This window comes from Stenotrophomonas sp. 278 (genome assembly GCF_003935715.1).
Lineage (GTDB): Bacteria > Pseudomonadota > Gammaproteobacteria > Xanthomonadales > Xanthomonadaceae > Stenotrophomonas > Stenotrophomonas maltophilia_AH.
In genome coordinates, this window is record NZ_RHPP01000120.1 from 1 (window position 1) to 13083 (window position 13083).

Sequence of the window (13083 nt, forward strand, 5' to 3'; positions counted from 1 at the left end):
GCCGCGCGTGAGCTGTGCGACGTGCTGCTGGCCGCGCAGGGCCATGTGGACGCGGTGCTGGCGAGGTTTGGCGCATGAACTGGCGTACCGCCATCGGCGGCGTCCTGCTGGTCGCAGCCCTGCTCAGCGGCTGGTCACTTCTGCGTGACCGCAACAAGCCCGAGCCGGCGGCCAGCGACGACGCCAGCATGGATTACGTGCTGCATGACTTCCAGATCGTCGCACTGGACGAGCAGGGCAAGGAATCCACCACCCTGCGCGCCCCGCTGCTGGAGCGCAGCCGCGCCGACGAAACCATGGTCATCGCCACGCCACTGTTCCTGCTGCCCGATCGCGACGGCAATCACTGGGAACTGCGCAGCGACAAGGGCTGGGTCAGTGCCAAGGGTGACCAGCTCAAGCTCACCGGCAACGTGAGTGGTGACAGCCCCAAGGTGCCCAGCGTGCCGCCGACCACCTTCCGCACCGACCATCTGGACGTGTTCCCCAATGACAACAAGGCCAGCACCGACGCGTTGGTCACCCTGACCCGGCCGGGCATGACCCAGTCCGGTGTCGGCTTCGACCTGAACTCCAGCGACAAGACCTACCACTTCCGGAGCCAGGTCAAGAGCCGTTACACGCCCCGTCAGTGATGCGCCCCGACAATCCACGGACGGCTACGGCCGCTTCCACGAATCTGGCAGGAAAGCCCCCCGTCATGAAGATCCTCTACGCCGCCGCCTTCGCCATCTGCCTGCTGCTCCCGGGTTTCACCGCCCAGGCGCGCACCGATGACCGCAACAAGGAAATGAACATCGAGTCCGGTGCCCAGTCCGGCTCGTTCCTTGGCGATGGCGTCATCACGCTGTCCAACAACGTGATCATCACCCAGGGCACGCTGGAAATCCGTGCCGCCCAGGCAGACATCCACATGAAGGACGGCGAGGCCGTGCGCGCGGTGTTTTCCGGCAAGCAGGCCACGATGAAGCAGCAGCTGGATGATGGCAGCTGGATGAACGCGCGCGCCGACAAGATCGACTACGACATCAAGGGCGAAGTCATCGTGCTGACCGGCAACTACCGGGTCGAGAGCGCGCAGGGCATCAACAGCGGCCAGAAGATGACCTACAACACCCGTACGGGCGAAATGAACAGCGGCGGCGACGGTGGCCGCGTACGCACGGTGATTCCGCCCAAGAACAAGACCCCTGCACCGGCGGCCAAACCGGCCCCCACCAAGACCACCGTGCCCACTGCCGGGAGCAAGAAGTAATGCTGGTCGCCAAAGGTCTGCGAAAAAAATACAAGCAGCGCGAAGTCGTCAAGGAATTCGGGCTGACCCTCGATGCCGGCGAAGTGGTCGGCCTGCTCGGCCCCAACGGTGCCGGCAAGACCACGTGCTTCTACATGATCGTGGGGCTGGTGGAAGCCGATGCCGGCAGCATCGTGCTGGACGGCAAGGACATCACCGCCGACCCCATGTACACCCGTGCCAAACAGGGTGTGGGCTACCTGCCGCAGGAACCCTCGGTGTTCCGCAAGCTCACCGTGGCCGACAACATCCGCCTGGTGCTGGAGCTGCGCGACGACCTGGACGCGGCCGGCCGCGAGAAGGAGCTGAATTCGCTGCTCGACGAACTGCAGATCGGCCATGTGGCTGAACAGCTCGGTGCCAGCCTGTCCGGCGGCGAACGCCGCCGCTGCGAAATCGCCCGTGCCCTGGCCGCCCAGCCCCGCCTGATCCTGCTTGACGAACCCTTTGCCGGCGTCGATCCGATCTCGGTGGGCGAGATCCAGCGCATCGTCACCCACCTCAAGCAGCGCGGCATCGGCGTGCTGATCACCGACCACAATGTCCGTGAAACCTTGGGAATCTGCGACCGCGCGTATATCCTCAACGAAGGCAGCGTACTGGCGCAGGGTGCACCAGACGCAATCCTGGACAACGCCGACGTCCGTCGCGTCTACCTTGGAGACACCTTCAAGCTCTGACCCGCCGGCCGCTACGGCGCCCTCCCCCCGTTGGGCACAGGCATGAAGGCACGGCTGCAGACATCGCTGGGACAGCAACTGGTCATGACGCCGCAGCTGCGTCAGGCCATCAAGCTGCTGCAGATGTCCACCACGGAACTGGAGCTGGAGATCGCCGAGGCGGTGGAGACCAACCCGCTGCTGGAATGGGCGGAGAACGACCCGCCCAGCCTCGACGCAGCGCCCGGCCCGGACGAGGTCTCCCGCGAAGCCAGCGACGGCCCCGACGATCACCCCGAGCGCAGCGCTGGCAGCGACGACGACTGGGCACCGGGCGAGGCCGACTGGAGCAGCGGCGGCAGCGGCGGCTCGTTCGATGACGACGACAACGGCAGCGCGGCCGAGCGCGTGGCCGAAACCGAAACCCTCGCCGACCATCTGCTGTGGCAGCTGCATCTGTCGCACCTGTCCGTCCGTGACCGCAACATCGGTGCCGCGCTGATCGATGCGCTGGAAGAGGACGGTTATCTGCGCGAGCCGTTGTCGACCATCGCCGACACCCTGCTGCCGGCCATCCGCGCTGACGCGGCGGAAATCCTCACCGTGCTGCATCAGATCCAGCGCTTCGACCCGATCGGCGTCGGCGCGCGCAGCCTGGGCGAGTGCCTTCAGCTGCAGCTGGACGTACTGGACCCGGCCACCCCCGGCCTGGCGCTGGCCCGACGCATCGCCGACGGGCCGCTGGAGCGCCTGCCGCGCAGCGGCGTGGACGGCCTGGCCCACGAATTGAAGGTACCGGCCGCCGAAGTGGACACTGCCGTCCAGCTGCTGCGCTCGCTGGACCCCCGCCCCGGCACCCAGATCGGCGAACTGGCCCACGACAGCTACGTGGTGCCCGACTGCGTGGTCTGGCGACAGGGCGGCGTATGGCGCGCGGCCCTGGCCGGCCATGCCGGCCCCCGGGTGGTCATCCATCGCGGCTACGAACAGATGATCCGTCGCTGTGGCGAGAGCGACGCCGGCTACCTGCGCGCCCACCTGCAGGAGGCGCGCTGGCTGCTGAAGGGCCTGGAGGCCCGGGGTGAGACCCTGCTGCGGGTGATGCGCTGCCTGCTGCAGCAGCAGTCGGCCTTCCTTGAGTTCGGCGAGCAGGCCCTGCGCCCGTTGACCCTGCGCGAGGTCGCTGGCGAGCTCGGCCTGCACGAATCGACCATTTCCCGCGCCATTGCCCGCAAATATGTGCGCACCCCGCGCGGCACCTTGGCGCTGCGCAGCTTCTTCGCCTCGGGGATCGATACCGACAGCGGCGGCGAGGCCTCCAGCACCGCGATCCAGGCCATGATCCGCCGCCTGATCGACGACGAGAACCCGCGCAAGCCGCTTTCTGACGCCAAGCTGGCTGACCTGCTCAAATCCTCGGGCATACCGGTAGCGCGACGCACCGTGGCGAAGTATCGTGAGGCCATGAACATTTCCGCCTCGCACGAAAGAGTACGTATCGCCTGACGCTCCATGCGCCCGGCGGGAAGGTTCATTGGCAAATCCGAAAAGGAGACAACCGATGCAAATCGAAACGTATGGCAAAGACGTGGAAGTGACCCCGGCCCTGCAGAACTACGTGGAAGAAAAGCTCAGCCGGATCGGGAAGCACTTCGACCGACATTGCGAGATCAAGGTCACCCTGGCGCTGCGCAAGAACGAACACCACGTCGACGCCAGTGCCAACATCCCCGGGCAGACCCTGCACGCGGAAGCCGGTGGCCAGACGATGTATGCCGCGATCGATCTGCTCGCCGACAAGCTTGACCGCCTGGTGATCAAGCAGAAGGAAAAGAAACAGCAGCACGCCCCCGTGCCGGTGAGCGACAATGGTGGCTGACGCCCCCATGTTCTCCCCAACATGCCCCTGACTGACCTACTGGCGGCCGTGCGCACCCAGGTGCTGCCGGCCGCCGACCGCGACAGCGTGCTGCAGGCCGCGGCCAGCCTGCTGGCCTGCCGCGAAGCCAACGCCGACCTGATCTTCCAGAACCTCTGCCAGCGCGAACAGCTGGGCAGCACCGCCATCGGCCACGGCATCGCCATCCCGCACGGCCGCGCCCCGCTGCTGGAACGCCCGCGCGGGGCCCTGCTGCGACTGGAGCAGCCGGTCGACTTCGGCGGCGACGAGCCGGTGGACCTGGTGTTCGCCATGGCTGTCCCGGCCCACTACACCCATCAACACCTGATGCTGCTGTCCGAGCTGGCCGAGCTGTTCTCCGAGCCGGCGGTCCGCCAGGCCCTGCGCGACGCGCATGATGACCAGGCCCTGCGTCAGATTCTCGAGTTATCCCCTCCGGCGAGCGCCGCATGAATACCAGCATCACCGCACGCGAGCTGTTCGAACAACAGCGCGACCGCCTTGCACTGCGCTGGGTGGCCGGCCAGGCCGGCGAGCGCCGCGAACTGGAAGCCGGCAACACCGTGTCGCGGCGCCCGTCACTGGCCGGCTACCTCAACGCGATCTACCCCAACAAGGTCCAGATCCTCGGCACCGAGGAACTGTCCTGGCTGGACTCGCTGGATTCGCGCCAGCGCTGGGAAACCATCGAACGGATCATGCAGTCGCACCCGCTGGCGCTGGTGATCACCCGCAACCAGCCGTGCCCGGAAGACCTGCGCGCGGCCGCGGACGAATCGCACACGCCACTGTGGATCTCACCCAAGCGCGGCCATGAGCTGCTCAACCACCTGTCCTACCACCTGGCCCGCACCCTGGCCCCGCGGGTAATCCTGCATGGCGTATTCATGGAGATCTACTCCATTGGCGTGCTGATCACCGGCGAAGCCGGCTCGGGCAAGAGCGAGCTCGCGCTTGAGCTGCTCAGCCGTGGCCACCGGCTGGTGGCGGACGACGCCCCGGAGTTCACCCAGATCGCCCCGGACGTGCTCGATGGCACCTGCCCGGAGCTGCTGCAGGACCTGCTGGAGGTCCGTGGCCTGGGCGTGCTCAATGTGCGCGAGATGTTCGGTGACACGGCGGTAAAGAAGAACAAGTACCTTCGGCTCATCGTGCACCTGACCAAGCCCATGACCGAACCCACCCCTCACGGCTACGAGCGCCTGACCGGCGATTCCGGCACCCGCCACGTGCTGGACCTGGACGTGCCGCTGATCACCCTGCCGGTGATGCCTGGCCGCAACCTGTCGGTGCTGACCGAGGCGGCCACCCGGCTGCACATTCTGCGTACCAAGGGCATTGATCCCGCGGCGATGTTCATCGCCCGGCACAGCAACCTGCTGGAACGCCGCACGCCATGAGCACTGTCGCCCCACGGGACACCGCCGCCGCCACCCTCATCATCGTCAGCGGCCTGTCCGGCTCCGGCAAGACCGTCGCGCTGAAGACCTTCGAGGACCTGGACTACTACTGTTCGGACAACCTGCCGATCCTGCTGCTGCCGGATTTCGTGCGCAGCCTGCTTGGCAGCCACGATGGATCCGCGCCGCGGCGCATGGCGGTGGGCATCGACGTGCGCGGCCAGACCGACCTGGGCCAGCTCTCGCACTGGCGTGAAGACGCGCAGGCCGCCGGCCTGGATGCCCAGCTGCTGTTCTTCGATGCCACCGACGAAACCCTGCTCAAGCGTTACGCCGACACCCGCCGCCGGCACCCGCTGAGCCAGCTGGGCCTTTCGCTGCCCGAGGCCATCGCCCGCGAGCGCGAACTCACCGCGCCGCTGCGCCGTGCCGCCGACGCGGTGATCGACACCACCGGCCTGAACGTGCACCAGCTGCGCCGCAAGGTGGTCACCGAGTTCGCGCTCAGCCACGGCAACAAACTGTCGCTGCTGTTCGAGTCGTTCGCCTACAAGCGTGGCGTACCGGCCGAGGCCGATTTCGTGTTCGACGCCCGGGTGCTGCCCAACCCGCACTGGGACCCGGAACTGCGCCCGATGTCCGGCCGCGAGGCCCCGGTGCGCGATTATCTGGAGGCCCAGGCGGACGTGCAGCGCTATGTCGCGCAGCTGACCGACTTCCTGGACACCTGGCTGCCCAGGCTGGGCAACGACACCCGCAGCTACGTGACTGTCGCTTTTGGCTGCACCGGCGGCAAACACCGTTCGGTGTACCTGGCCGAACGCATGGCCCGCCATGCCCGCGAACAGGGTTGGCCGGAAGTTGCCACGTTCCATCGTGAACTGGATTAGACAATCCCGCGTCGCCCCCTAGTCCCAATTCATCTTGACCTGCTAACGTGCGGTAATGACCTGTGGCATTCTCCTTGTAACGCATCCTGGTGTTGGCGCTTCCCTGCTGGAAGTGGCGACCCGGCTGCTGCGGCACCTGCCGCTGAAAACCGAAGCATTTGAAGTACCGTTCGACGCAGACATGGACGCCCTGCTCCCGCTCGCCTCGGCCGCTTTGCGCCGGGTCGACAGTGGCGAGGGCGTGCTGATCCTGACCGACCTGTATGGTGCCAGCCCGAGCAATCTGGCGGCGCAGCTGGCCCGCCTGGGCACCCCGGCCCGCCGGGTCTCGGCGCTGAGCCTGCCGATGTTGTTGCGAGTGATGAATTATCCGGAACAGGGACTGGATCAACTGCCCGCCACTGCGGCGGCGGGCACTCGCAATGGAGCGATTGTCGACGATGCTTGAACGTGAACTCACCGTATCCAACCGCCTGGGGCTGCATGCCCGGGCCACTGCCAAGCTGGTGCAGGAGCTGGCTCCGTTCCGCTGCAATGTGACCATGATTGCGCGCGGCCGCGAGATCAACGCCAAGAGCATCATGGGCGTGATGCTGCTGGCCGCGGGCCAGGGCACCCCGGTCACCGTGCGCATCGACGGCGAAGACGAAGCCGCCGCGATGGACGCTGTGGTGTCCCTGTTCGAGCGGCGCTTCGACGAGGACAACTGACATGCCCGGGCAGCCGTCGCGGACCGCTTCCGGCGCGCTGCTGCTGACCGGCCATGGGGCCGCCCGTGGCCATGCACTGGGTCGCGCGCGGGTGCGCCTGCCGCACGTGCTGGAAGTGGCCGAGCAACGCATCCCCGCCATCATGGTGGACGCCGAGCTGGTCCGCCTGCATGAGGCCGTGGACGCGGCACGGGTGGAAATGCACGAACTGCGCCAGCGCCTGAAAGGGGCGCTGGACAAGGAAATGGGCGAGATCCTCGATCTGCACGCCCTGCTGCTGGACGACCCCGAGCTGCTGTTCGGGCTGGATGAGCTGATTCGCAGCGGTCCCTACAGCGCCGGCTACGCCCTGCGGGTCCAGCGCGACCGTCTGGCCAAGGTCTTCGATGGCATGGACGATGCCTACCTGAAGAGCCGCATGGACGATCTCGACCATGTGATCGGCCGCATCCATGCGTTCCTGCACAAGCGGCCGCCGGACGTCAAAGGACTGGCCGGAGAAATCCTGGTCTGCGACACCATCGCGCCGTCGGAACTGGCGCAGCTGCAGGCGCATGGCGTGGTCGGCATCGTCAGTGTCGGCGGCAGCGCGCTGTCGCACAGCGCGATCCTGGCGCGCAGCCTGCATCTGCCGCTGATCGTCAACACCCCGGGCGCGCTGCAGAAGATCAACGATGGCGACGTGCTGATCGTGGATGGCAGCAGCGGCGGCGTCACTGTCAATCCACAGGCCGGCGACCTGCGCGACTACCGGGCCCGGCTGCGCGAACAGGCCCGCGAGCAGCGCGAACTGGGCCGGCTGCGGGCCAAACCCAGCCGCACCGTGGACAAGGTCGACATTGCCCTGCTGGCCAACGCCGAGTCGCTGGAAGACGTGACCGAAGCGCATGCGCTGGGCGCGCACGGGCTGGGGCTGTACCGCACCGAGTTCCTGTTCCTGCAGCGAGACGAACTGCCGGACGAGCAGGAGCAGTTCGAAACCTACCGCGACGCTGCGCTGGGCATGAACGGCCGTCCGGTCACCATCCGTACCCTGGACCTGGGCGCGGACAAGGCCGACCGCACCGGCCTGACCCTGAGCAACGAGGACAACCCGGCGCTGGGGCTGCGCGGCGTGCGCCTGTCACTGGCCCGTCCCAAGGTCGCCGATACCCAGCTGCGCGCCATCCTGCGCGCCTCGGCCTACGGCAAGCTGCGTATTCTGCTGCCGATGGTCAGCACCCGCGAGGAGGTGCTGGCCGTACGCCGCCGGCTGCAGAAGCAGACCCAGCTGCTGCGTGCGGAAGGCCATGAAGTGGCCGAGCATATTCCGTTCGGCGCGATGATCGAGGTGCCGGCAGCTGCGATCGCGCTGGAAAACTTCATCGACCTGGTCGATTTCCTGTCCGTGGGCACCAACGACCTGGTGCAGTATCTGCTCGCCGCCGACCGCAACAACGAAGCGGTGGGCGAGCTGTATTCGCCGTTGCACCCGGCGGTGCTGCGGCTGATCGCGCAGATCCTGCGGGTTGGGCACGAACACGCGACGCCCGTGGCCGTGTGTGGAGAGATTGCAGGCGATCCGCGCATGACCCGGTTGCTGCTCGCGTTGGGTCTGAAAGAATTCAGCCTGCACCCGGCCACGTTGCTGGAAGTGCGTCGGGTGATCCGTGAGAGTGACTGGGCCCAGCTGCAGGCAGCCGCACCCAAGCTGCTGGCCGCGCGCGACCGACGTGGCATCGAGCGGTGGATCGAGAGCGTCGCGCCCTGACACAAATCCAAGCGATAATGACGCGGTGACCACCCCTGTTGCCGCATCCTGTACAGGATAGCGGCCTTTTCTTTTTCTGCGGGAGCTGCGCATGGCCGAAGCCGTACGCCACGACAAGACGGCACGCCAGCTGCGGCTGTTGTCCGATGCACTGGACAGCGGCCGGCTTGGGCCCGTGCGCCGGCTGGTCAATACCCTGGCACCGGCCGAAATCGGCAACCTGCTGGAATCGCTGCCGCCCGGCAAGCGCGAAGTGGTGTGGGGGCTGGTCGACCCGGAAGACGACGGCGAAGTGCTGGTCCACGTCGGCGAGGAAGTGCGCGAAAGCCTGCTGGCCGACATGGACCCGGACGAAATCATCGCCGCGGTCGAAGACCTGGACATCGACGACCTGGCCGACCTGGTCGAGGACCTGCCGGACACGGTCATCGACGAAGTCCTCAAGTCGATGGACCGCGAAAACCGCGAGCGGCTGGAACAGGTGCTGTCCTATCCCGAGGACACCGCCGGCCGCCTGATGAACCCGGACGTGGTCACCGTGCGCGCCGACGTCAACGTGGACGTGGTGCTGCGCTACCTGCGCCTGCGCGGGGAACTGCCCGACCACACCGACCACCTGTTCGTGGTCAGCCGCCGCCATCAGTACCTGGGCCGCCTGTCGCTGGCCGCGCTGGTCACCCATGAAGACAACACCCCCATCAACCGGCTGATCGACGACGAGCAGCCGGCCATCGACGTGGGCGAAAGCGCCGAGGAAGTCGCACGCCAGTTCTCCGACCATGACTGGGTGTCCGCGCCGGTGGTGGACGACAACAACATCCTGCTCGGCCGCATCACCATCGATGACGTGGTGGACATCATCCGCGCACAGGCTGAGCACCAGGCGCTGGGCGCGGCCGGTCTGGACGAAGAGGAAGACCTGTTCTCGCCGATCAAGCGCGCCGTACGCGGCCGCGTGGTCTGGCTGGGCATCAACCTGTGCACCGCCTTCCTTGCTGCCAGCGTGATCGGCCAGTTCGAGCTGACTCTGCAGAAGGTGGTGGCGCTGGCCGTGCTGATGCCGATCGTAGCCGGCGTCGGCGGCAATGCCGCCGTGCAGGTATTGACGCTGATGGTGCGAGGCATCGCGCTGGGCCAGGTCGGCCAGAGCAACGCGCGCATCCTCCTGTGGAAAGAGATGCGGGTCGCGCTGATCAACGGCACGCTGATAGGCACCGTGGTCGGACTGATCGCCTTCGTCTGGTTCCAGAGCCTGCTGCTGTCGATCGTGATCACCCTGGCGCTGATCATCAATTTCTGCGCGGCGGCGCTGGCCGGCGTGCTGCTGCCTTTGCTGCTCAAGCGCATGAATGTCGATCCGGCCGTGGCCGGCACCGTGGTGGTCACGGCCGTCACGGACGTGATGGGCTTCTTCAGCTTCCTCGGCCTGGCCACCCTCATCCTGCTGCACTGACTTCGGAACCCGCATGGCCGTGACCCTGGACAACTACTTCACCCCTGGCTGGCGCGAACAGGTGCACACCTGCGCGGCCTGCGAGTGGCGGGGCAGCGCGCGGCAGATGACGATGGAGCTGCACGAGGACGAGGCCGAGTTTGACTGCCCCGAGTGCGAGAACCCGATCCTGCTGGTGGTGCACCCTACCCTTGCCCAGGTGCAGGCCGCTGCGGCCGAAGGCCACCCCGAAGCCATTGAACAGCTGGAGATCCTGGCCGCCGCGCCACGCCTGGACTGATGCGCTGCAAGATGCCCTGTACGTCGCGGACCACTAGACTGAAAACGATTTCAGTCGAGGATGGGGCATGGCACGACGTTCGATGGGGTGGCTGCTGTACATGGCGGCGCTGCTGATGTTGGCGGGTTGCGCGCCGACGCGAGGCGATGCCACCGGGCGGTTTGACGCCCGTACGGTGATGCTGGATGGTCGCAGCGTGCACTACCAGGTGTTCATTCCGCGCGGTGCGCGGGCCCAGAAGGGCACGTTGCCGGTCGTCCTGTTCCTGCATGGCTCCGGCGAGCGTGGCAGTGACAACCGGGCACAGACGCAAGCCGGCATCGGGCCGTATCTGCGCCGGCATGCCGACAGTTTCCCTGCGCTGGTGGTGCTGCCGCAGGTGCCGGAAGACGAGGAATGGTCAGGCGACAACAATCGTGCAGCGACTGCGGCATTGGATGCGGTGATCACCGAGTTCGGTGCTGATCCGGGCCGACAGTACCTGACTGGCATGTCGATGGGCGGCTATGGCAGCTGGAACATCGCGCTGCATGAGCCGCAGCGGTTTGCGGCCATTGTGCCGGTGTGCGGCGCGGTGCTGGTGCCGCGCGCGGTGCGCCCCACCCTGTTCGTCGAGTCCGTCGCACATGAGGCGGACCCGTATGCAGTGATGGCGCAGCGGCTGAAGGAGACGCCGATCTGGATGTTCCATGGCGCACTGGATGACGTGGTCAAGCCCGATGACGACCGGCGTTTGAAGGCGGCGTTTGATGCGGCGGGCGCGAAGGATGTTCGCTACACCGAGTATCCGCAGGGCAACCACAATGCGTGGGATGCCACGTATGCCGATGCGCAGATGTGGACCTGGATGTTCGCGCAGCGGCGGGGGTAATCGCGCGCACCATGCACCGCCTGGGCCGGCCAACGGCCGGCGCTACCCGTGACTCGACATCTGCGGCCGCCACCCGGTAGCGCCGGCCGTTGGCCGGCCCTCGCAACACTTCCTACCCGTCAGGCCTTCAGAGGACGACAGACTCGAACGGAACTGACTGACAGCACCAGCGAAACTCCGCGTGCAACATCGACGCATGAGCAGCAATCGCCTTCGGTTTGGCCGCCGCAGCATGATCGGCCACGCCTATGTTTTGACCACGAGGTGCACACAGAACGCGCGGTGGTTCGAAACACCCGACGCGGTGGAGTTTGTCGTGATGCAGCTCCGTCGCTCTGATCAAATCGGCTGTACCAAAACCTTGGCGTGGGTGGTCATGCCCGACCACATCCATTGGATGTTCGAGTTGCGCGAAAGCACTCTTGCGCATGTGGCCCGACGACTCAAATCGTCAACAGCACTTGCACTCAATCGATCTCTCGGGCGTCAGGGCAAGGTGTGGCAACCCGGCTATCACGACCATTGCCTGCGTGCCGACGCGGCAGTGATCCGCCATGCCCGATACATCATGGGCAATCCCGTTCGTGCGGGATTGGCGGAGCGGATTGGTGAGTATCCGTACGCATGGTGTCGGTGGTCCCTGGATCCGTAATGCATGCGAATGCGCCATGTACCGCCTGGGCCGGCCAACGGCCGGCGCTACCGGGATCGCGCGCGGCCCACGAATCCCCTGATTCCGTCATCCCACGGTAGCGCCGGCCGTTGGCCGGCCCACCGGGAACCGGGCAGCGCCCATTACCCCAGCAACGTCTCCAGCACCGCCATGCGCACGGCGACGCCGTTGGCGACCTGGCGCAACACCCACGACTGCGGGCCGTCGGCGACCTCGTCGGTGACTTCCACGCCACGGTTGATCGGACCCGGGTGCAGCACGGCGGCGTCCTGGCCGGCGCGCTTCAGGCGCTCGGCGGTCAATCCGTACTCGGCGTGGTACTGCTCGATCGACGGCACCAGGCCCTCTTCCATGCGTTCGCGCTGAAGGCGCAGCATCATCAGCGCATCCGCGCCTTCCAGCATGGCGTCGAAGTCCTGGCCGACGATGCAGCCCTTCAGGGTTTCGTCGTCCGGCAGCAGGGACTGCGGGCCACACACGCGGATCTCGCCGGCACCCAGGGTGCGCAGTGCGTGCAGGTCGGTGCGGGCCACGCGCGAATGCTTCACGTCGCCGACAATCAGCACCTTCATCTTCGAGAAATCCGCGCCCTTGGCCTGGCGCAGGGTCAGCATGTCGAGCAGGCCCTGGGTGGGATGCGAGCTGCGACCGTCACCGGCGTTGATCAGCGCGGTGCCCTCGCCTGCCGCCTGCGACAGCGCGGCCACGGCACCGTCGTCGGGGTGACGGACGATGAAGCCGCGCACGCCCATCGCCTCCAGATTCTTCAAGGTGTCGCAGGCGGTCTCGCCCTTGCGCGTGGACGAGGTGGACGCGTCGAAGTTCAGTACGTCGGCCCCGAGCCGCTGCGCCGCCAGCTGGAACGAGCTGCGGGTGCGGGTGGACGGTTCGAAGAACAGCGTGCACACCGCCGAACCCGCCAGCACCTGGCGCTTGTTGCCGACCCGGCCGACGGCGGCGTCGCGGATCTGGCCGGCACGGTCCAGCAGCTGCAACAGGGTTTCGCGGGGCAGACCTTCCAGGGTCAGCAGGTGGCGCAGGCGTCCATCGGAATCGAGTTGCGTGGCGGTCATGGCGGGAATCTGAGGGGTCAGGAAACAGGGGTGGCGTCATCCGGCGCGGACAACCAGCGCTCGATGATGACGGCGGCAGCGACCGCATCCAGGGTGGCCGCGTCACGGCGGCGCTTGCGGCCCTCGGCGC

The 13083-nt window shown here is 66.8% G+C and carries 16 protein-coding genes and 2 pseudogenes; 16 read left to right on the top strand and 2 right to left on the bottom strand.

The window, feature by feature from the left end:
- The 16 genes and pseudogenes from EGJ34_RS22870 to EGJ34_RS16870 form a co-directional block, all read left to right on the top strand.
- Positions 1–78, top strand: a pseudogene (locus tag EGJ34_RS22870) (phenylphosphate carboxylase subunit delta); the annotation flags it as partial.
- Positions 75–635 carry an LPS export ABC transporter periplasmic protein LptC gene (gene lptC, locus EGJ34_RS16800; RefSeq protein WP_125361636.1) on the top strand — a complete coding sequence of 187 codons (561 nt, stop codon included), beginning with the start codon at positions 75–77 and terminating at the stop codon, positions 633–635. The pseudogene EGJ34_RS22870 and the gene lptC, both read left to right, overlap by 4 nt.
- A gap of 65 nt (positions 636–700) precedes the next feature.
- A complete protein-coding gene (gene lptA / locus EGJ34_RS16805; protein ID WP_125361637.1) occupies positions 701–1255 on the top strand; it encodes a lipopolysaccharide transport periplasmic protein LptA in 555 nt (184 codons plus the stop codon).
- A complete protein-coding gene (gene lptB, locus EGJ34_RS16810; protein WP_125361638.1) occupies positions 1255–1974 on the top strand; it encodes an LPS export ABC transporter ATP-binding protein in 720 nt (239 codons plus the stop codon). Before lptA ends, lptB begins: the two co-directional genes overlap by 1 nt.
- 42 nt (positions 1975–2016) lie before the next feature.
- Positions 2017–3459, top strand: a complete 1443-nt coding sequence (locus tag EGJ34_RS16815; RefSeq protein WP_125361639.1) for an RNA polymerase factor sigma-54 — start codon at positions 2017–2019, stop codon at positions 3457–3459.
- Between the two features lie 55 nt (positions 3460–3514).
- On the top strand, positions 3515–3832 hold the full coding sequence (gene raiA / locus EGJ34_RS16820; protein ID WP_125361640.1) for a ribosome-associated translation inhibitor RaiA: 318 nt from the start codon (positions 3515–3517) through the stop codon (positions 3830–3832).
- Between the two features lie 21 nt (positions 3833–3853).
- Positions 3854–4306, top strand: a complete 453-nt coding sequence (locus EGJ34_RS16825; RefSeq protein WP_125361641.1) for a PTS sugar transporter subunit IIA — start codon at positions 3854–3856, stop codon at positions 4304–4306.
- Positions 4303–5253, top strand: a complete 951-nt coding sequence (gene hprK, locus EGJ34_RS16830) for an HPr(Ser) kinase/phosphatase (RefSeq protein ID WP_125361642.1) — start codon at positions 4303–4305, stop codon at positions 5251–5253. The genes EGJ34_RS16825 and hprK overlap by 4 nt, the downstream gene beginning before the upstream one ends.
- Positions 5250–6143 (top strand): RNase adapter RapZ, encoded by an 894-nt coding sequence (rapZ, locus tag EGJ34_RS16835; RefSeq protein ID WP_185750217.1) that lies wholly within the window; start codon positions 5250–5252, stop codon positions 6141–6143. Before hprK ends, rapZ begins: the two co-directional genes overlap by 4 nt.
- A 55-nt stretch (positions 6144–6198) precedes the next feature.
- A complete protein-coding gene (locus EGJ34_RS16840) occupies positions 6199–6591 on the top strand; it encodes a PTS fructose IIA subunit family protein (RefSeq protein ID WP_125361643.1) in 393 nt (130 codons plus the stop codon).
- Positions 6584–6853 carry an HPr family phosphocarrier protein gene (locus EGJ34_RS16845; RefSeq protein ID WP_125361644.1) on the top strand — a complete coding sequence of 90 codons (270 nt, stop codon included), beginning with the start codon at positions 6584–6586 and terminating at the stop codon, positions 6851–6853. Before EGJ34_RS16840 ends, EGJ34_RS16845 begins: the two co-directional genes overlap by 8 nt.
- A 1-nt stretch (position 6854) precedes the next feature.
- Complete coding sequence (gene ptsP / locus EGJ34_RS16850) at positions 6855–8603, top strand: phosphoenolpyruvate--protein phosphotransferase (RefSeq protein WP_125361645.1); 1749 nt, start codon at positions 6855–6857, stop codon at positions 8601–8603.
- 91 nt (positions 8604–8694) lie between these two features.
- The gene (mgtE, locus tag EGJ34_RS16855) at positions 8695–10056 is read left to right on the top strand and encodes a magnesium transporter (protein ID WP_125361646.1); all 1362 of its coding nucleotides are present in this window, start codon (positions 8695–8697) and stop codon (positions 10054–10056) included.
- A 13-nt stretch (positions 10057–10069) separates the two neighbouring features.
- A complete protein-coding gene (locus tag EGJ34_RS16860; protein WP_125361647.1) occupies positions 10070–10336 on the top strand; it encodes a hypothetical protein in 267 nt (88 codons plus the stop codon).
- Positions 10337–10403: 67 nt separating this feature from the next.
- The gene (locus tag EGJ34_RS16865; RefSeq protein ID WP_125361648.1) at positions 10404–11207 is read left to right on the top strand and encodes an alpha/beta hydrolase-fold protein; all 804 of its coding nucleotides are present in this window, start codon (positions 10404–10406) and stop codon (positions 11205–11207) included.
- Between the two features lie 196 nt (positions 11208–11403).
- Positions 11404–11859, top strand: a complete 456-nt coding sequence (locus tag EGJ34_RS16870; protein ID WP_125361649.1) for a transposase — start codon at positions 11404–11406, stop codon at positions 11857–11859.
- A 143-nt stretch (positions 11860–12002) separates the two neighbouring features.
- On the opposite strand, the gene EGJ34_RS16875 is transcribed toward EGJ34_RS16870, so the two are convergent.
- Both EGJ34_RS16875 and EGJ34_RS16880 read right to left on the bottom strand, forming a co-directional pair.
- A complete protein-coding gene (locus tag EGJ34_RS16875; RefSeq protein ID WP_125361650.1) occupies positions 12003–12953 on the bottom strand; it encodes an aspartate carbamoyltransferase catalytic subunit in 951 nt (316 codons plus the stop codon).
- A 17-nt stretch (positions 12954–12970) separates the two neighbouring features.
- Positions 12971–13083: pseudogene (locus tag EGJ34_RS16880) on the bottom strand (Holliday junction resolvase RuvX); the annotation flags it as partial.